The sequence below is a fragment of the Methylomicrobium lacus genome (genome assembly GCF_041897535.1).
GTDB classification, from domain to species: Bacteria; Pseudomonadota; Gammaproteobacteria; order Methylococcales; family Methylomonadaceae; genus Methylomicrobium; species Methylomicrobium lacus_A.
Genome location: NZ_CP169217.1, coordinates 779,470 through 799,274 on the forward strand (window position 1 = coordinate 779,470; position 19,805 = coordinate 799,274).

Sequence of the window (19,805 nt, forward strand, 5' to 3'; positions counted from 1 at the left end):
GTCTACGCCTGTTTCAGCAGCACCAGCGATCGTCCGCCCAATGGATAAGCTTGCTCCGTCTGGTAACGTGTAACATCCGGCGTACCGATAGCATCCCGCGTGTCGAGCAGCACTTCCCAATATTCATGGTCCTCGAATTGCGGTAGCATAAATGCGATCTCCCCATGATAAGCATTCAGAAGCAACAACAGATTATTGTCCTTTAAACGCCGTCCGCGCCCGTCGGTTTCGACCAGTTTACCGCCCGCAAAATATAGGCCAAGACAATGCGAAGATGCCTGATTCCAGTCGTCATCTCTCGTTTCGGATCCATCGGAATTGAGCCAGACGATATCTTTTATCTCGCCGCCATAATTGGGGCTTCCCTGAAAAAAATAACGTCGCCGAAACAAGGGATGCTGGTTGCGCAAGCCGATAATACGCCGAGTGAATGCAAGCAAATCCTGATCCTGTTTCTTCAGTTCCCATGAGAGCCAGCTAATCGCGTTATCCTGACAATAGGCATTGTTATTACCCTGCTGGGTACGTCCGATCTCGTCGCCTGCCTGCAGCATCGGAACCCCTTGCGAAAACAGCAGAGTCGCAAGAAGATTGCGCTTTTGCCGGGCACGCAAGGCATTGATCGCGGGATCGTCGGTTTCCCCCTCGACGCCGCAATTCCAGGAATGGTTATTGTCAGTACCAGAATTGCCTTCTTGGTTGGCCTCGTTGTGCTTGTCGTTATAGGTCACCAGGTCATGCAAGGTAAATCCGTCGTGCGCACTGAGGAAATTGATGCTGGCATGAGTTCGCCCACTGCGTTCGTAGAGGTCGCTGGATCCGGTCAAGCGTTGCGCCAGCTCCCCGATCAACCCTTCATCGCCTTTCCAGTAGGCACGAATACAATCGCGATACTTATCGTTCCATTCCGACCAGCCCAGCGGAAAATTTCCGACTTGATAGCCGCCTTCGCCCAGGTCCCAGGGTTCGGCAATCAGCTTGATGGTGCTCAGCACAGGATCCTGACGGATGGTATTGAAGAAGGTGCCAAGCTGATTCACTTCGTGTAACTCCCGGGCCAGTGAGGATGCCAGATCGAAACGGAAACCGTCCACATGCATTTCCAGCACCCAATAACGCAGGCTGTCCATCATCAATTGCAGCACGCAGGATTGCTGCATGTCCAGGGTATTGCCGCAGCCGGTGTAGTCCATATAAAAGCGTGGATTATCACCCGCAAGGCGATAGTAGGAAGCATTGTCGATGCCCCGGAAGGACAGTGTCGGCCCCAGTTGATTGCCTTCGGCAGTATGGTTGTACACCACATCCAGAATCACCTCGATACCGGCTTTATGCAGTGTCTTTACCATGGTTTTAAATTCACTGATTTGACCGCTGGCCGAATAACGGGAGTCGGGCGCCAGAAAGCCTATCGAGTTATATCCCCAGTAATTGCGCATGCCGCGTTCGACCAGATGGCGATCATCAAGAAATGCATGCACCGGCATCAGTTCGACGGTCGTCACGCCTAGCCGTTGGAGATGCTCGATGACGGGGTCCATCGCCAATCCGGCATAGGTGCCGCGCAACTTGGGCAGAATATCTGGATGTTGCATGGTAAAGCCTTTGACGTGCAGCTCATAAATCACCATGTCGCACCATTGAATGTCGGGGGGATGATCATTCCCCCAGGCGAAGGCCTGATCGATCACCCGGCACTTCGGCATCACATTGGCATTGTCGCGACGACTAAAAGATAGATCGTCATCCTTGGCGCCTATGCGATAGCCGAAATGGGCGTCGCTCCAGAGCGGCGTCCCCACAATATCTTTTGCATAGGGCTCTATCAGCAGCTTGTTCGGATTGAAACGATGCCCCTCCTGAGGACGGTAAGGTCCATGCATCCGAAAACCATAAAGCAGTCCGGGACGGGCCTCGGGCAGATAGCAATGCCAGACTAAATCGCTACGCTCTTTGAGTTCGACGCGCTGGACTTCGTTCTTGCCCTTGGCGTCGAACAAACATAACTCGACTTTATCGGCATGCTCGGAAAAAATGGCAAAATTCACCCCTTCGCCGTCCCAATGGGCACCTCGCGGATAGGGACGCCCAGGCCATACCGCCGTTATTGTCTTCGCCATCTTGAACCTCCTGGTCTGAATGATTCACCTTATAAAAGCGACAGGATGCCGCGCAACGGCATGACGACCCAATCCGGTCGATTGTCGAGTTCGTAGCGCACCTCGTAAAACGCCTTTTCCAGCAAGAACAGGTCTAGCAAGCCGCACAGACTTGACTGCGGCGCGATCAATCCGGAACCGCGCACCGTTTCATCGTAGGCTTTGATGAAAACTCGCCCAACCTCTACTTCCCAGTCGCGCAGCAAAGGCTCAAACCTAGCCGCGTCCTCGGCTTTTTCGGAGCTGTGGTGCGCAACTGCGGTTTGCGCAGCATAGTTGAAGGAAAGCAGCATGCCGGCCACATCCCTCAAGGGCGAGTGTTTGTGGCGACGCTCGGCGAGCAGGCGTGTCGGCTCACCCTCAAAATCGATGATCACGAAATCATTCTTGGTGAGCAGAACTTGCCCCAGATGATAATCGCCATGGTAGCGCGTCTTGACGGCTTTCAACTGCCCGGAAATACACCCCTGGAGACGGTCCGCAAGGGTATTTCGCTGGGCGAGCAAGGCTTGTGCTATCTCGCGAACGTTCCCGGCAAGCCCTTCCTGCCGCCGTTCGAGTTGAGCCAGCGTGGCTGCCGCCTCCGTTTGCACCCGTAATATCCAGTCCGCAAGATCGGTGTCGGTTACCGGTTCTGGATCGAAGGCGGAATCACCCGTTGCGGTAGCCAGCGCATTGTGCAGTTCGCCTGTACGCTGACCGAGCGTGCGCATCAAAACCAGATAGGCGCCATGGGCTTGCGCCGCGGGTACGGGCTGTGCGGCTGTTGCGCGGCATTCCTCCAGGAAACGCCGCAGGTAATCCAGCGTGTAGCTCCAGCAGTCGCCCTGGTTTTCGACATAGCCCTGCAGCAAGGCAAGCGTCATGCAGTTGCCGTCGCCGGCCTCATACTCGACTGCGCCGGCCACTGCCGCCATATGGGGAAACTTGGCTACCTCGGTTAAAAAACGTCCGATGTCCAACTCAGGGTGGGTACCGACTTGTAGATGCCGATAGCCTTTCAAGAATAGCCTTTCACCCATTACAACTGCGGTATTGCTCCCCTGCATCGCGGCAGGACGTACCGGGAGGTCTGCGGATACCTTACCGGCTAGAACCGCATAAGCGCTGGTGGACGAAAAGCGGATCACGCCCCGTTCGCAGGATAGCGTTTGATTCGCACCGATGGCTTGTACCAACGCCCGGCAAAACGCCGCGTCTGCAAATGCATCGCCCAGAATTCCAACCTGTGCCTGCCGGCGCACCTTGGCGACGGTAGTCGCCGACATTGCGCGCAGGCGCTCCGGATTCCCATTTTCCCATGCCAATGCGAGGGGCAAAAAACAGTTCATCGGCTCGCCGGCCGCGGCTTCGATGCGGAACAGGGCTACCAGCCAGTTATCGACCTGACCGCCCCATTCGGCATAATCGCTGATGACCACGCGGCTTACCACCTCACCCTTGCCTCCAAACCAGCGTTGCGCAGCGACAAAGCGCGGCAGTGCGTCTTGTTCGAGCAAGATACGCAGCTTCTCGGCCATCGCCATGCGCCAGGACACAACCCTGTCCCGGAACAAACTGCGCCAGCCGTCGAACAGCACCAGCGTCGGCAACTCCTCGGGAGGCAAGTGTTCGCCGTACCAGACCGGAAGCTCTTCGCCCCTGGTCAGCCGAAACCAGTAGAAGTTATGGCCGGGCAAGGTGAGCACATAGGGCAATTCGCCTATGGGCGGAAAAGCCGAGCGGCCCATCAACTCCACCGGCACGCAGCCCTTATACGCCGAAAGATCGAGTTCGACCGCTTGCGCGGCGCGCGACAGATTGCTAACGCAAAGAATAATGTCGTCTTCGTATGTTCTGAGATAGGCGAGTATCTTTCGATTGCCTGGGTGTAAAAACACCAGTTTTCCGCGCCCGAATGCCTGATGATTTTTGCGCACCGCCAGTACTCGCTGCATCCAGTTCAACAGCGAAGCTCGCTCGCGCAGCTGCGCCTCCACATTGACCGCCCCGTAGCCATATACCGGGTCCATGATAGGAGGCAGATACAGGCGTTGCGGGTCGGCGCGGGAGAAGCCGGCATTACGGTCCGGACTCCACTGCATGGGGGTGCGTACACCGTTACGGTCGCCCAGAAAGAAATTGTCCCCCATGCCGATTTCGTCGCCGTAATAGATGATCGGAGACCCCAGCAGGGACAGCAGCAAACTGTTCATCAAGCGGATCTTGTTAATCTCATTGTCCATCAACGGCGCCAGCCGGCGGCGGATGCCGATGTTCAGCCGCGAGAGCGGATCGCCGGCATACATCTGGTACATATAGTCGCGTTCCTTGTCAGTGACCATCTCCAGGGTCAACTCGTCGTGATTGCGCAAAAAAATAGCCCATTGGCAGGTTTCCGGTATGTCAGGCGTCTGGCGGATGATGTCCACGATCGGATGTCGATCTTCCTGAGCAATCGCCATGTACATCCGCGGCATCAGGGGGAAGTGGTAAGCCATGTGACATTCATCGCCTTCACTGAAGTAGTCGCGCACGTCTTCCGGCCACTGATTGACTTCGGCGAGAAACACGCGGTTTCGGTAGTGCTGATCGAGGACCGCGCGCATTTGCTTGATCACGGCATGCGTTTCGGGCAGGTTTTCGTTCTGGGTGCCCTCACGCACGCACAGATAGGGAATCGCGTCCAAACGCACGCCGTCAACGCCATGGTCCAGCCAAAAACGCATCAGTTTGATAACCGCCTTCACCACCCGCGGGTTATTGAAGTTGAGGTCAGGTTGATGGGAGAAAAAGCGATGCCAGTAATAGGCATGGGCTTCCTCATCCCAGCTCCAGTTGGATTTCTCGCTATCGGTGAAAATAATCCGCGTTTCGGGAAACTTCCGGTCGGTATCACTCCACACGTAGAAATTACGCTTGCTAGAACCTGCCGGCGCTCGCCGAGCAGCCTGAAACCAGGGATGCTGATCGGAGGTGTGATTAATGACCAGCTCGGTAATGACCTTCAGATGGCGGCGATGCGCAGCCTTCACGAACTGCCTGAAATCGGCCATGGTCCCGTAAGCGGAATGGACTTTGCCATAGTCGGCGATATCATAACCGTCGTCGCGCATCGGAGAAGGGTTGAAGGGCAATAACCAGAGCGTGTTCACACCTAAATCCTGGAGATAATCGAGCTTCTGGATCAGGCCGGCAAAATCTCCGACGCCATTATTGTCGCTGTCAAAAAATGCTTTGACGTGCAGTTCGTAAATAACGGCGTCTTTATACCAGAGCGGATCGTCCATCCATTGCTTGTTTTCCACGAGCGTTTTGTTTATCTCGCTGGCTTTTGTCTCGCTCATGGTTCCCTCTTACAGAAAGTAATCGAAGTCGTGTTCGGTACGCACGCGCCGGCGCAATTTGAAAATATGCGCCGGCGCCACCCAGGGATTGATCTCAACGAAGTTGCGCGCACCATTCCACAAATAGCGGGCGCCCGTCAGTTGATCATGCATTTGATAAGGGCGGGCTTCCAGGCCAAGCACATCCGGCGACAGCGTGACCCAGCCGGTCTGGGTATGCTGCGGATCCAGATTGGCTACCACCAGGATGATTTCAGCGTTATCCTCCGTGGTTTTTGCGTAACAAAGCAGATTCTCATTGTCCACCGCAAAAAAGGTCAGACGATGATCCTGCTGCAATGCCGGGTTTTCCCTGCGTATGCGGTTCACCCGCGCGATAAAATCCTTCAAACTGTCTGCACGGTCAAGCTCCCAGCGGCGCACTTGGTATTTCTCGGAATCGAGATATTCTTCTGCGCCAGCATCGCGAGGGACAGCCTCCATCAACTCGTAGGCCGGTCCATAGATGCCATAATTCGCGCCCAGCGTGGCCGCCAGCACCAGGCGCATCATAAATGCCGGGCGGCCTCCGAATTGCAAATACTCGGGCAGGATGTCGGGGGTATTCGGCCACAGATTGGGCCGGAAATATTCCCGCACTTCCGTGCGGGTGAGTTCGGTGAAATAGGTTTCGAGTTCGCTTTTCGTATTGCGCCACGGGAAATAATTGTAGGACTGGCTGAAGCCCAGTTTGGCAAGACGGTAAATGATTTTCGGACGGGTAAAGGCTTCAGCCAGAAAAATCGTCTCGGGGTGCCCGCGCTTCACCTCGCCTATCAGCCATTCCCAAAACGGAAACGGTTTGGTGTGCGGGTTGTCGACACGGAATATGTGCACCCCCTGCCCGATCCAGAACAGGAACACATCCAGCAGTTCCTGCCATAACTCACTCCAGGCGCCGCTGTCAAAATTGAACGGGACAATGTCCTCGTATTTCTTCGGCGGATTCTCGGCATACTGAATACTGCCGTCCGCTCGCCGGCGGAACCATTCCGGGTGCTCGTGCACGTAGGGATGATCCTGCGAACACTGGAAGGCGATGTCCAGCGCGATATCGATACCCAGTTCATGCGCCTTCACCACCAGGCACCGGAAGTCGTCCAGCGTGCCCAGTTGCGGATCGATCGATTTGTGGCCGCCATCCGCCGAACCTACCGCCCACGGACTGCCCACATCGGTCTCGGCCGCTACCGGCGCGTTATTCGCTCCTTTGCGTTTAGTCAGCCCGATCGGATGGATAGGCGGCAAATACACCACGTCGAATCCCATCGCCGCCACATAGGGCAAGCGCTTTTCGCATTCGGCGAAGGTGCCGTGATGCATGCCCTCGTCCACGCAGGAGCGGGGGAAAAATTCGTACCATGTGCTGTACCGTGCTTTTACCGGCTCTACCCATAGGCTTAGCAACCCAGGATAATCTGTAGCCAGGCTTCGATCCGAATGGCGCCGCATCAGGCTCGCCAGGTTTTCGGAAAGCGCCGCTGCAGAACCTGCATCCGGTTTGGCAGTTCGCAGTGCTTCGGCAAACTGCTGTAGCTGCAACTTATTTTCGCCGGCTGCGCGCGCCGCAGCCTCTGCCACCAGCACCCCACCGGCCTGAAGCGCCATGGCGATATCCGCCGCATCGCTTCGCCGGATAAATTCTTGCCTCCAGGAAAAAAAAACATCACTCCAGGCGGTAATGGTGTAGACATACCGGCCAAGTTCGGTGACCTGGAACGATGCACGCCAACGATCATTACCCAACGGCGCCATGGCGACCTCGCGCCAACCGGTTTCCGATGCGTGCCGGTAGCGCAACACGCAGGCTAGCGCATCCTGTCCGTCGGTGAATGCATCCGCTTCCACATCCACGCTCTGACCGATGACGCGCTTGATCGGAAAGCGCCCGCAATCGATTGCCGGTTGCACATTTTCGATAACCACCCGGCATCTGCCGTCGAGGCGTTGTGTGCCTGTCATGATGCGCTGCCTTGCCGCAAAAACAGGACGCCAAGCGGCGGAAGATGCAGCATCAGGGAATGATACATGTCACCGGCAGAGACTGGGCTCGCTTCTACGGCGCCAAAATTCCCCACGCCGCTGCCGCCATAGCACTCGGCGTCGCTGTTCAGCACTTCATGCCAGACACCGCCGCTCGGCGCTCCGACCCGATAATTCTCGCGGACGACCGGCGTAAAATTGCATACCACCAAAACCGTATCGTTCGGGTGTAGCCCTCGGCGTACAAAGCTCAGCACACTTTTTTCCGCATCGTTGCAATCCAGCCATTGAAAGCCGTCAAGACTGAAGTCTTGCCGATACAGCGCCGGTTCACTGCGGTAAAAACGATTGAGATCAGCGACCCAACGCCGTAGCCCGTAGTGATGAGAATATTGCAGCACCTGCCATTCCAGGCTCTCGTCGTGCTGCCACTCGCGTTTCTGTCCGAATTCGCAGCCCATGAACAATAATTTCTTGCCCGGATGGCCCCACATATAGCCATACAATAAGCGTAGATTGGCGAATTGTTGCCATTCGTCGCCCGGCATTTTTCCGATCAGCGAACCCTGGCCGTGCACCACTTCATCGTGTGAAAAAGGCAGCACGAAGTTTTCCGAGAAGGCATACCAGATGCTGAATACAAGCTGGCCGTGGTGATATTTCCGATTCAGCGGATCTTCCGAAAAATACCGCAGGGTATCGTGCATCCACCCCATATTCCACTTCAAACCGAACCCCAGCCCTCCCGCCGATACGGGCCGGGAGACCATGGGCCAGGCCGTGGATTCTTCCGCGAAAGTCTGAGTATCGGGGTATTCACGATAGACCGCCTCGTTCAGGTGGCGCAGAAAAGAAACCGCATCCAGGTTTTCCCGGCCGCCATTGCGATTGGAAATCCATTCCCCTTCCTTGCGTCCAAAATCCAGGTAAAGCATCGACGACACGGCATCGATGCGCAGGCCGTCAATATGATATTTATCAAGCCAAAACATCGCACTGCTGGTCAGGAATGCGCCCACCTCGTGCCGGCCATAATTAAAAATCGAGCTATGCCAATCCGGTTGATAGCCCTGACGGGGGTCGGCGTGCTCGTAGAGATAGGTTCCATCGAAATGACCGAGGCCATGGGCGTCACCTGGAAAATGCGCAGGCACCCAGTCCAGGATCACGCCGATACCCTGCTGATGCAAGGCATCCACCAGAAACATGAAGTCCTGCGGCGTGCCGTAGCGCGCGGTGGGCGCAAAATAGCCGGTGGTTTCGTAGCCCCACGATCCATAGAAAGGATGCTCTGTCACCGGCATGAATTCGACGTGGGTAAAATTCATCTCTTCGAGATAACGCGGCAGCCATTCCGCCATTTCTCGGTAGCTCAGGAAACGGTTGCCGTCTTCCGGTACCCGGCGCCAGGAGCCCAGATGGACTTCGTAAATGGAAAAAGGCGCGTTCAGCTGGTTTTTCCCTCCTCGCCGCGCCATCCACGCAGCATCATTCCAGGCATAGTCCAGTTCCCAGACACGGGAAGCGGTTAACGGCGGCATCTCCCAGCAGAACGCAAAGGGATCGCCCTTGTCGGCAATGTTTCCGTCGCGGGAAACTATACGGTATTTATAGCCTGCCCCGACCATCACATCGGCAACGAATCCTTCCCAAATCCCCGAGCCGTCGTCACGAAGACGCAATGCATTCGCTGTTGCCTCCCATTGATTGAACTCACCGATCACCGAGATGGCAGAGGCATTGGGCGCCCACACGGCGAAGCTGCAACCTTTTACGCCATCAACGGTGATCAGGTGCGAGCCCAGTTTTTCATACAGGCGAAAATGACTGCCTTGTTTAAACAAATAAATATCGAGATCCGTAAGCAGGCTGGCGTGAAACACGGCTTCCACGGGAAGATTCATTAACGTGGACATTCGCTTACCCTCATTGTTTTTTTGCGAATTGAACTCTTGGGTTCACCGCCTCACATAAGGGGATGGTGCATTAGCCCCCAAGATACCCACAGCAATCAAATACACGACCACGGATAAATTTAGCGCCAGCAAAATTAATACCCCTTTCATTAAGACGCCAGAAGGGGTTCGATCGCGATATTCATGGTGGCCCTCCTTTAAGTAATTTATCGGGAAGATCGGACGTCGTATGTACGGTGTCGTACATACGATCACTATCAGGGATCCCCCATACGCGCCAACTTAACTTCGATCAAGTCCGCCTCGGCAATTTTGCCTTGTTATCCCTGCCGCCAACGCGAAACCATAGTGACTTGATCGCTACCAATAGCAGCAAGCTGAAGAAGCCGGCGGCTGCGCTTACCGCCAGATCGTCCCAATGCAATCGGCCAAAATGGAAAAGCAATTGCGCCGGGCGCCAGAATACAGCCGTCGCCAGGAGCACAATGACACTGCCTAGGAGAATCCAGAGCGAGCGGTTGGGCCGCAGAAACGCCCGAAACAGAGAAGCTTTGAACGAGCGATTGATCAAAATCAGCCCGATGTTCATCAGCACCAGAGAGGTGAAGACCAGCGCGCGCAAATCCGCCTCAGGCATTCCCATGCGCGACGCGCTGATCAAAACGCCCGCCAGGATCGCGAGAACAATCAGACCTTGCAGGATCGCCCATAAAATTCGCTTCGGCAGCAGCAACGGACTCTCGGGATCACGCGGGGGACGCTGCATCACGTCGTCCTCCTCCTTTTCGGCTTCAAACACCACCGAACACGCCGGGTCAATCACCATTTCGAGAAAGGCGATATGAATCGGCGTGAGCATCAGCGGCAGCCCCATTAAAAGCGGCAGAAGCGCGAGACCGGCTATCGGGATATGCACAGCGATGATGTACTCAATCGCCTTGCGCAGATTATCGTAGATGCGCCGCCCCAAGCGGATCGTCGTCACGATTGAGCCGAAATCATCGTCGAGCAGGACGATTGCGGAGGCTTCCCGTGCGACGTCAGTGCCGCGCCCGCCCATGGCAATACCAATGTGGGCGGCCTTGATTGCCGGCGCGTCGTTAACCCCATCCCCGGTCATGGCGACGATTTCGCCATTTGCCTTCAGACTCTGGACAATACGAAGTTTTTGATTGGGCTGGATGCGCGCAAATATCGATGTTGATTTCATGCGCACGGCAAGACTATCTTCCGACATGGCGTCAATTTCTTCACCGGCCAGCACCTCCGTCGAGTCGAGCCCGGCCTTCAGGCCAATGGCGCGGGCCGTGGCCGGATAGTCTCCGGTAATCATCACCACCCGGATGCCTGCAGAACGGCATTCGGCGACGGCCGCTGGTACATTGGCGCGTATGGGGTCGGCAAATCCAATCAGTCCCACATATTCAAACTCAAAGCCGCGAGGCGTTTCCGGCAGGTCGTGTTGCTGCGCGGCATTTAGGACGGTCGCCTTGGCGACCCCCAGTACGCGAACTCCATCATGCGCCAGTGCATCAACCTGTGCGCGAATTTTAACCAGGCGCTCAGGGGGCAGTTGACACAGCTCCGCTATGGCTTCGAGAGCGCCCTTGGCATAGACCGTGCCGTTTGCATCGCCACCGCTGGACAGTATGTTCGCAACCGCGAACAAATCCGGCCGGAGACCGTAAGCGCGAATCAGGGTGCGCTCGGCGAAGCTGGCCTTGCTCGACCCCCCTTGCGCCTCCCAGAGCGCGTGCACGGCCATGTCCATCGGATCGGTGGGTTCGCGCGGACAAGCGAAAAGGGCCGCTTCCAGGATTTCTCGCGGCTTATCCGATAGCTTATTTTTTTCATCTTGATCCCAGCGTGCCTCCTCGCTGCATAGGGAAACGACCGTCATACGATTTTCGGTGAGCGTGCCGGTCTTGTCGGTGCATAATACCGTGGTGGCTCCCAGCGTCTCTATCGCTGACGCGCGGCGGGTCAGTACGCGGACCTGGGAAATACGCCACGCGCCCATCGCCATGAATACGGTCATGACGAGAGGGAACTCTTCCGGCAGCATGGACATGCCGATCGCGATGCCGCCCAGTATGGCCTCAAGCCAGGAGCCGCGCAGCAGCCCAAACAATAATACCGTTAGCGATCCTACGAGAACGCCGATAAGGGCGAAGGTCCTCACAAACGAATGTATCTGGCGTTGTAAACGCGGTTGTTCCGTTTCGATGGCGCCAAGGGCGCGTCCGATTTTGCCCATTTCACTGCGCATGCCGGTCGCGTGCACCAGAGCTTGTCCGGTACCGCGCACCACCAGCGTTCCGGCAAAAATATAGGGTAAGTCTTCACCGCCCGGCTTCGGCACGGCGCGCTGATCTGGAGTCGTAGCTGAGCCATCCTGAGCCAATTTGCGCACCGGCATGGATTCGCCGGTCAGCAGCGATTCATCGAGCAATAGGTCATGCGACTCGACCAGAGTGGCATCTGCCGCAATCCGGTCACCCTCGGAAATGACGATCAGGTCGTCTCGCACCACCTCCCGGCCGGCAATGAGAATCCTCTTGCCGTCCCGGATGACCAGCGCCCGGGGACTCGCGAGATTTCGCAGCGCTTCCAATACTTTTTCACTGCGCGTCTCCTGAACCAGGGTGATCATTACCGAGAGGGATGCGAAGATAAGCAAGAGTATGGCTTCGATTCGATCGCCCATTAAAAAATAGACGATACCTCCGCCTATTAGCAGCGCAAACATGGGTTGGCGCAGCACTTCGAACAAGATGCGCCAAAATCCCCGCTTGTCTGACCTCGGCAACTCATTGTATCCGTCCAGTTTCAGATGTTTTGCCGCCGCTGCACTACTCAGGCCGGTAATGGGTGCATGTTCTTTCATAGAGGGTTCCATATGCCACGGTTCTTTATGCGGCGACTAGGCGCTCGTTGTGCAAATAATCGATGCAGCGGCTGCTGACAATGCCCCCCGGCCTCCGCCCTGCATATTGGGGCGCTGGATCTGCCAATCGCCCGGTTCGTCCCGCAACTGCTTGGCGGCCAGCCAGTAGGAAAGCACATAAAGCCGCTCGACTTAGCCATCGCTGCATGTCGGAGTATGGACGGTGGGAGCGCATTTTAAGCGCGACGTGACCGCACTACCGCGAGCACGTAATCTTTGGTCGCGGATCCAAACCGCTCCCACTATCCACATAGCCGACCAGTTTCGGGAAGTCATTTTTGGCAAAATCCTTATTGGACGGTAAACTCCGATGGCTAGGCCGACTGTGGACTGATGCTTAGGGCTGCACATCAGCTTCCCAGGAAACGCGCGCCGGACACCATTGCCAGACGCCCAGCGTCACGATCCGGGTCAGCGCGGTTGGGAAACACATCGCGCGTCCGATGCTCACATCTCGGTTGATCAACTGGTTGCCCTCCCCGCACCGCTTGAGGTAATCATCGCTTTTGATCTCATTCAGGTCGGTGTGTGGCATAAAAAACGCCACCACGGGGATTGGCAGCACAGCCAGGGAAGAGTCATCCACCCACTCCGAACCTGAGCAATGACTGGTGCCTTCAGTGGCATCGCGCGTGTCATCCTTGATCAGGGATTGGCTACAACCCGACAGAACCAACATAGCCGACAGGGTCAGCAGACTCAGTTTGGCGTATAACGTGATATGTTTCATAAAACCTCCGGCGGTTATGCCGCAATCAGGATATTAAGGATAAATAATAGAAAATCAGTACGTTAAGCTCTCCATTTCAACCGACTAGACGCTCCGCTCTTTCAGTTCCGAAGCCAGACTTTTTATGTACGCGTCTTTGGATTCCATGGATTTATCTTGGGTGCCGCAAGTCATTTGCTCGTCGTTACAGACGCTAGAAAATATCTTAGCCGCAATATTAGGCGCCGTCGGTAGGGTAACGCACATAAAGCCGTTGTCGGTGATAAGCGGCACCAAATGCCGATTAACTGTGTCTGAAAATACACCCCTTACCTTTACACCAGCAGGTGATAACATGCCATATCAACCAGTACAACCCACCGATGTATCGCCCGACGGCGATAAACGCCGCTTGATTTCCGGTTTACAGCGCTTGTCCTGTAAAGTCAGGATAGCGCTCAGCAGTCTCATGACCCTCCGTAAATGGCTTTTAGGTGCCTCGCGAATAACCCTGATCGGCGCCTTGGCTATTGCCGGCTGTTCCTCCGAACACTCGGACGGGAAAGACAAACTATCGCAGCAAGAGAAGGGGCGTTCCGCGGCCAAATCTGTTCATAAGGAAGTGGGCGAGGCGTCTTGGTATGGACCGGGATTTCAAGGTCAGGAGACCGCCAGTGGCGAGACCTTTGATCAAAAAGAGATGACCGCCGCCCATCCGAGTTTGCCGATGGGGACCAAGGCCACAGTGACCAACCTCGAGAATGACAAGAAGGTCGTTGTCAGGATCAATGACCGTGGGCCCTATGCCGAGGAACGCGTCATCGATCTCTCCCGCGCAGCCGCTAAAAAGCTGGGCATGAAAGAGGACGGCACCAGCCAGGTCAAGATTGAGACCAAATCTATCAAGAAGAAGGGATCAGCCAACCAATCCAGCAAAAAATAGGGCGCAAAATAAGACCCCACCATCGAATTGACTTATCTTACCTGCTTTCACGGACACGCCCCTAAGCGACTTTTTTAGCTTCAAAAGCTCCGGTCTGATATACCCTAATTTGGAGTCGCCCAAGTGAGTCAGTTGGGTGCAGGCCCGCATCACCGGGGGCTGGGCGTTGACCAGACCTCTCCAGCAGTACTAGTGACTACCGAGTGACAAATCCCACCATTTCAGCAAGATTTCAAAGCTTTCCTTATTCACCTCTGACCTCGGAGACCAACACAGGAAAAACTCATCCTTCGTTTTGCCCGCATTCTGCTGTAGTTGATCATCACTGGATTACATCATTACCTGACATTCCCATATTTTTTTTAGTCGCATTGAACCTTCTTACAAGCCGGCAGAATTAACAGGACAACTTATTAAGTTAAATTTAAGTTTTTTGATTCTATGGTCTGAAGTCAAAACTTTAGATTGAGAACTTCTGTGACTTTATTTTTCGGATCCGGTTCTTGATAGGGACAAAACCCCGCACATCGGCGTAATCAAGTAAGGCATCGAGCCATTGCAAGGCTGGGGAACATGTCCGGCGTTAAGAAACCCCACCTATATCGCCGAATATCTTTACTGGATGGAGACCAACGGACAGCGACCCAATCTCAAAAAATTGATGGGTTAAATAGCTGATGGATTAGTGCCGATGGTGATGACAGGTACGAGTTGGAGGCATTATAGGGTGAAAACTTTATGCCATCCCAATTTGTAGTTCAATCATCAATACAGCACTACTGCGCATGAAAATGCATTAAATCATGGAGTTTAGTTAGACGTTAATCAATCCTTACTTAAATGGTGAATCATAATGAAACTGTCACAGCATAAAGTATTAATCCCCCCCTTGGCAAAGCTAAACCCAAGAACGGCATTGCCGAAAGGGGCCGCCTTATTGATCCTGGGCATCAATTCAGCTGCATCTATTGCCGCAACGACAACCACCATGGTTCCCAGTGGAATAACCGCACCATTAAATGGTTTCGTCGCCAGTGGCAGCGCCATCAATCCCAGCACGGGTACGCCGTTCCGCCATCTATGGGTTTCCGACCATTTGCAAGGCTTATGCCGCATCGACCCAGATCTGGATACCGCGGCCACGCTCCCCCCAGGCAGCGCGGCCATCAATTCGGCAACGTGTACAACCGGTGGCCCGGCCGTTTATGATCCGCAAGGGCAGAAAGTCTACATTGCCGATGACGTGGCGAATAAGCTGAATAAAGGCGTGGTGCGCCAAAAATTTCTGCCGACCGGTGGCGGCGGTCATGGAACGGTTGACGGGCAAGCAACGCGTCTTGGCGACGCTTCAAGTTGCGGCGTTCCCAGCAACCGTCCTTCCTCCATGGCAATGGGGCCAGATGGCAACCTTTATCTGGGATTTTTTAAAAGCGGCAATATTTTACGCATCAGGGGACCGGGCGATGCTACCGTGCCTTGCAGCAGTTTCCAAACGATCGGGGCAGGTACCGACGGCAAGAGAACGCTGGGACTTGCTTGGATCAATCACGCTTTGTACGGCCTGGACGGCGGCTTTCCCTGGATAATAGCCAACGCCGATAAGTGCGTCACGGCCGCTAACCCCGGTTCTTGTACAGCATCGTCTATATTTACCACCGCAGCGATCATTCCTTCCGGAATCGGCAGCAATCAATTAGGAGCCACACCAAACGGCACGACACTGTATATTTCTGATGCCGCTTCGGTTACTAAAATCGATGATCCCAATGGTACGGCACAGATTACGAAGAATTGGGCCACGGGCATGTCCCTGCCCTCCAGCATCAATGTAGACACGGCTGCCGTCTCCGTCCCTGATGTGTTTATAGCCGACGATCCAACGGCCGGAGCTGGCCAGCTTCAGGGGCGAATATACACCGTCAGCGAACAAATCACTCCCACCGCGCCGGGAACGCCGACTAACGTCAGCGCGAAGGCAGGCGACAGTGTGGCCGTCGTGAACTGGACTCCGGGCCCGAATGGAAGTGCACCGACATCGAGTTATACCGTTCATGAGTTTGTGCCGCCCGATTTAGTTAATGAGGTCGGCAGCCAGACGACAACTGCCGCATCGCCTGTGCCTACCACGTTAACCGTAACCGGCCTCGCCAATGGAACCGCTTATGCATTCAAAGTCAGCGCCACCAATTCAGTTGGAACCAGCGCCCTTTCAGAGCCTGCCACCCCGCCAGTCACGCCGCAAGCCGCGTTGCCGCCGGACGCACCGCAAGGCTTGACGGGAACGTCTGGCAACGCGGCCGCAGCGTTGGCATGGCAACCACCGATTTCAGATGGCGGCAGCCCGATCACTTCCTATACGGTTGAATATACAGATAGCATTACCTTGAAGACGCTCAGTGTCCCAGGCAATGTGACCGGGACAACCATCACCGGCTTGACCAACGGTACACTCTATACCGCGCAAGTGCATGCGGTGAATGCCGTTGGCCCAGGCCCCTATTCAAATACGGTGAACCTAAATCCAACGGGGGCAGCCGCCTCGCTGGACTTGGCGCTTTCGATGAGCGGCCCGGCCGAAGTCCAATCCGGCGCTGACGCCGTTTACAGCTTGTTGGTCACCAACACCGGCGGCCTGCCTGTACCACAAGTGCGCGTCGACAATATCTTGCCAGCCGGCGGATTCGGCTCGGCGTCTTTCTCAACCACACGCGGTGCATGCTTGCCATTGGCCGGAACGAATCTGACCTGCAACCTAGGTCCGATGAATCCAGGTCAAACCGGCACGGTGACGGTAACTTTAACCAATGTGACAACGACTGTCACCGACAACGCCAGTGTCGCGGCTTATCAAGCCGATGGCCTAACTCAATTGGACGATGCGCTACCCGTCGACAACACCGGATCGGTCACCACTTCCATTGCACCTCCACCGCCCGCGCCGCAAACCACAACTGACGTGCAGATATCCGGATCCGCGAGCAATGGCGGCCCCCAGGTGAATACCGGAATTTCTTATACCTTCCAAGTGAGAAACGGAACCGATGTCGCCAATGATACCGTTTTCAACGCGCAACTGCCGAGTACCCTGAAATTCACCTCGGCAAGCGCTGGTGGCAATGTTTGTGGCGGGACGACAGTGGCCGGCCAACTGGGCGGATCGGTAGTCTGTAATCTGGGAAATCTTGCCGCAAAAGCCCAGTCAAGTATCACGATTAACGTGACACCAACGGTGGTAGGCGATGTTTCGACGACCGGCTCGGTGACATTCAACGGAACCGATCCTAATCCCTCAAACAATTCTAAAACAGTGACCCTTACCGTGAAACCTTAAGTTCGCTCTGTCATCATGTACGAAGCGACTTGATGGCGAGCCAAATGGTAAATCCGCCCATCATCCTGAAACACAAGGATGATGGGCAAGGAAAACACACCCAAACGGGCCGGATTCCATCTTGAATTCGGCCTGAATTGACGGTTTAGAATCGATAGCTCCTGATGCTGTTTGGCGAGTACTTTTGACGATCTCCTGATGGACGCGGATTTAAGCATCGGCTTGATCTAATTTTGTGCAACCACCAATTGGATAGGAAAAGCTATGGATAATGAATGCATCGTATTTTTGGTCGACGACAATGAAGTCATCCGAGACTCATTGAGCCTTTCCTTGCGACTCGCTGGATTTACAATCGAGACTTATGCATCCGGACCGGATTTCTTGAACGCCTATGGCGAGTATCGTCCAGGGTGCTTGCTGATAGACTTACACATGCCGCGAATGAACGGTCTGGAGGTGCAGCAGGAACTCAACAGGCGCAACATTCAGATGCCTATTATTTTCATGACAGGATACGGGACGGCTCAGGATGCCACAGCCTCTTTAAAGGCCGGGGCAGTTGATTTTCTGATTAAACCCATTTCAGGATCGATTCTATACGCACGCATCCATGACGCACTAAGCCAAGTCTGCCCGACTCATACAGTGCCAGCACGTCGCTTGCAGAGAAAATAGTTCTGAAGAAATCATCGCATGAGCCGCTCAAGAACTCAGATAAACCAGTAATAATATTTCGGTCAATTTTCCGTAATTCCGCATTTCCGCGCTACGATAGAGCATTCACCCGATGCCTTGACCGCCGCGACCATGCCTATCGAAAACAACAGCCTGACAAAAAGCGAAGCCGTGCTTGATTACCACCAACGGACCAAGCACCAGTTCAATGCGTATGCCAAAGGGCCGGAATCATTGGATTGGGACGATCAACCCAACCCATTTCGCCGTTTTGAAGGCTGTGAAACCGTCCCGTTGCCAATGCCGGGTGAGGATGTCGCATGGCTGTTCGGCGACCTGGATCGGCCCGGCAAGATTGCGCCTCAGCCGCTTAACCTGAAGTCGCTGGGCTTATTCCTGGAGTTGGCGTTGGGCTTGTCCGCCTGGAAACGCTACGGTCCGGATCGCTGGGCGCTGCGCTGTAATCCCTCCAGCGGCAATCTCCATCCTACCGAAGGGTATTTGGTCTGCACCGATGCCTCCATTCTGCCCGCGGGCGTTTATCACTATCTTAGCCACGATCACTTGCTGGAACGGCGCTGCGGTTTTACCCCTGAAACAATAGAGTCCGCGCTCTTCATCGGCTTGACCTCCATTCACTGGCGCGAAGCCTGGAAATACGGCGAACGCGCTTTCCGCTATTGCCAACATGATATAGGCCATGCCCTGGCGGCCTTGAGCTATGCCGCGGCCTGTTTGGGCTGGCGGATAGAATTGCTCGGCGAAACCGCCGACGCCGACCTGGCAAGCTGGCTGGGCTTGGATCGAAGTGAAGATTTTGTCGAACATGAACAAGAAGCGCCGGATTTGTTTTGCCGCCTGCATATCGACACACGTCATGGCAATTTCGAACCCGCTGATTTGTCGGCAAGCCTGCAAAATGCGCAGTGGTTCGGCAAGGCTCAACGTTTGAGCCAACATCATTTTTATCACTGGTCGATCATCGATGAGATCTCCCAACACGCGCAAAAACCCTCCACGCGGGCCGAACGCTGGCAAGCGTCCTTTTGGCCCCTACCCGGCGTCAGTCATGATCAATGTGCAAGCCGTTTGATCCGGCAGCGCCGCAGCGCTCAGCACTTCAACGCCCGGGCCAAGGAATTAGCGCTGACCGACTTCCAACGGATACTGCAAGCGGTGCTGCCCAACGCCAAAGCGCCTTTTACCGCCTGGAACTGGCCGCCGCAGGTGCATTTGCTGCTCTTTGTCCACCGTGTAGAAGGAATGGAACCGGGTTTGTATTGCTTGCCGCGCGATACCAACGCCGTAAGCGAATTGCGGCAGGCGTTTTCAGAGGATTTTACCTGGGAAACCGTTGCCAGCCCTTTCGCCTTATTCCGCTTGGTTGCCGGCAATGTCCGGCAGGCCGCCAAAACCTTATCCTGCCATCAAAACATTGCCGGCGACAGCGCATTCAGTCTGGGCATGTTGGCGCGTTTTGCCGACAATATCACCGCGGAGCCGTGGCGCTATCGACGTTTATTCTGGGAGTGCGGCCTGTTGGGGCAGATTCTCTATCTGGAGGCCGAAGCCGCCGGCGTGCGCGGCACCGGTATCGGCTGCTTCTTTGACGATGCGGTTCACGGCGTCCTGGGATTAACGGACAACCATTGGCAAAGCCTGTATCACTTTACCATCGGCGAAGCGCTGGAAGATGCAAGGCTGCAAAGCCTGCCGGCTTACGGCCATTTGCGGTGATTTCTCCATTGCCCTCATGCAGAGCCCATCCTTTCGC

The 19,805-nt window shown here is 55.2% G+C and carries 10 protein-coding genes; 4 read left to right on the forward strand and 6 right to left on the reverse strand.

Annotated features, from left to right (window positions below):
- Positions 1-2: 2 nt before the first annotated feature.
- The 6 genes from glgX to ACEPPP_RS03455 form a co-directional block, all read right to left on the reverse strand.
- Positions 3-2,120, reverse strand: a complete 2,118-nt coding sequence (glgX, locus tag ACEPPP_RS03430; RefSeq protein WP_374089656.1) for a glycogen debranching protein GlgX — start codon at positions 2,118-2,120, stop codon at positions 3-5.
- Positions 2,121-2,149: 29 nt separating this feature from the next.
- A complete protein-coding gene (treS, locus tag ACEPPP_RS03435) occupies positions 2,150-5,485 on the reverse strand; it encodes a maltose alpha-D-glucosyltransferase (protein WP_374089657.1) in 3,336 nt (1,111 codons plus the stop codon).
- A gap of 9 nt (positions 5,486-5,494) precedes the next feature.
- The gene (locus ACEPPP_RS03440; RefSeq protein ID WP_374089658.1) at positions 5,495-7,486 is read right to left on the reverse strand and encodes an alpha-1,4-glucan--maltose-1-phosphate maltosyltransferase; all 1,992 of its coding nucleotides are present in this window, start codon (positions 7,484-7,486) and stop codon (positions 5,495-5,497) included.
- The gene (gene glgB, locus ACEPPP_RS03445) at positions 7,483-9,423 is read right to left on the reverse strand and encodes a 1,4-alpha-glucan branching protein GlgB (protein ID WP_374089659.1); all 1,941 of its coding nucleotides are present in this window, start codon (positions 9,421-9,423) and stop codon (positions 7,483-7,485) included. The genes ACEPPP_RS03440 and glgB overlap by 4 nt, the downstream gene beginning before the upstream one ends.
- Before the next feature lie 292 nt (positions 9,424-9,715).
- Positions 9,716-12,310 (reverse strand): cation-translocating P-type ATPase, encoded by a 2,595-nt coding sequence (locus ACEPPP_RS03450; protein WP_374089660.1) that lies wholly within the window; start codon positions 12,308-12,310, stop codon positions 9,716-9,718.
- A gap of 397 nt (positions 12,311-12,707) precedes the next feature.
- Positions 12,708-13,100: a hypothetical protein gene (locus ACEPPP_RS03455; protein ID WP_374089661.1), complete on the reverse strand. Its 393-nt coding sequence runs from the start codon at positions 13,098-13,100 to the stop codon at positions 12,708-12,710.
- Positions 13,101-13,434: 334 nt separating this feature from the next.
- Between ACEPPP_RS03455 and ACEPPP_RS03460 the strand changes: the two genes are divergently transcribed.
- From ACEPPP_RS03460 to ACEPPP_RS03475, 4 genes are all read left to right on the forward strand, one after another.
- The gene (locus ACEPPP_RS03460) at positions 13,435-14,022 is read left to right on the forward strand and encodes a septal ring lytic transglycosylase RlpA family protein (RefSeq protein WP_374089662.1); all 588 of its coding nucleotides are present in this window, start codon (positions 13,435-13,437) and stop codon (positions 14,020-14,022) included.
- Between the two features lie 853 nt (positions 14,023-14,875).
- On the forward strand, positions 14,876-17,353 hold the full coding sequence (locus tag ACEPPP_RS03465; RefSeq protein WP_374089663.1) for a fibronectin type III domain-containing protein: 2,478 nt from the start codon (positions 14,876-14,878) through the stop codon (positions 17,351-17,353).
- 264 nt (positions 17,354-17,617) lie between these two features.
- Positions 17,618-18,031, forward strand: a complete 414-nt coding sequence (locus ACEPPP_RS03470) for a response regulator transcription factor (protein WP_374089664.1) — start codon at positions 17,618-17,620, stop codon at positions 18,029-18,031.
- 132 nt (positions 18,032-18,163) lie between these two features.
- On the forward strand, positions 18,164-19,768 hold the full coding sequence (locus ACEPPP_RS03475; protein WP_374089665.1) for a SagB/ThcOx family dehydrogenase: 1,605 nt from the start codon (positions 18,164-18,166) through the stop codon (positions 19,766-19,768).
- Positions 19,769-19,805: the final 37 nt, after the last annotated feature.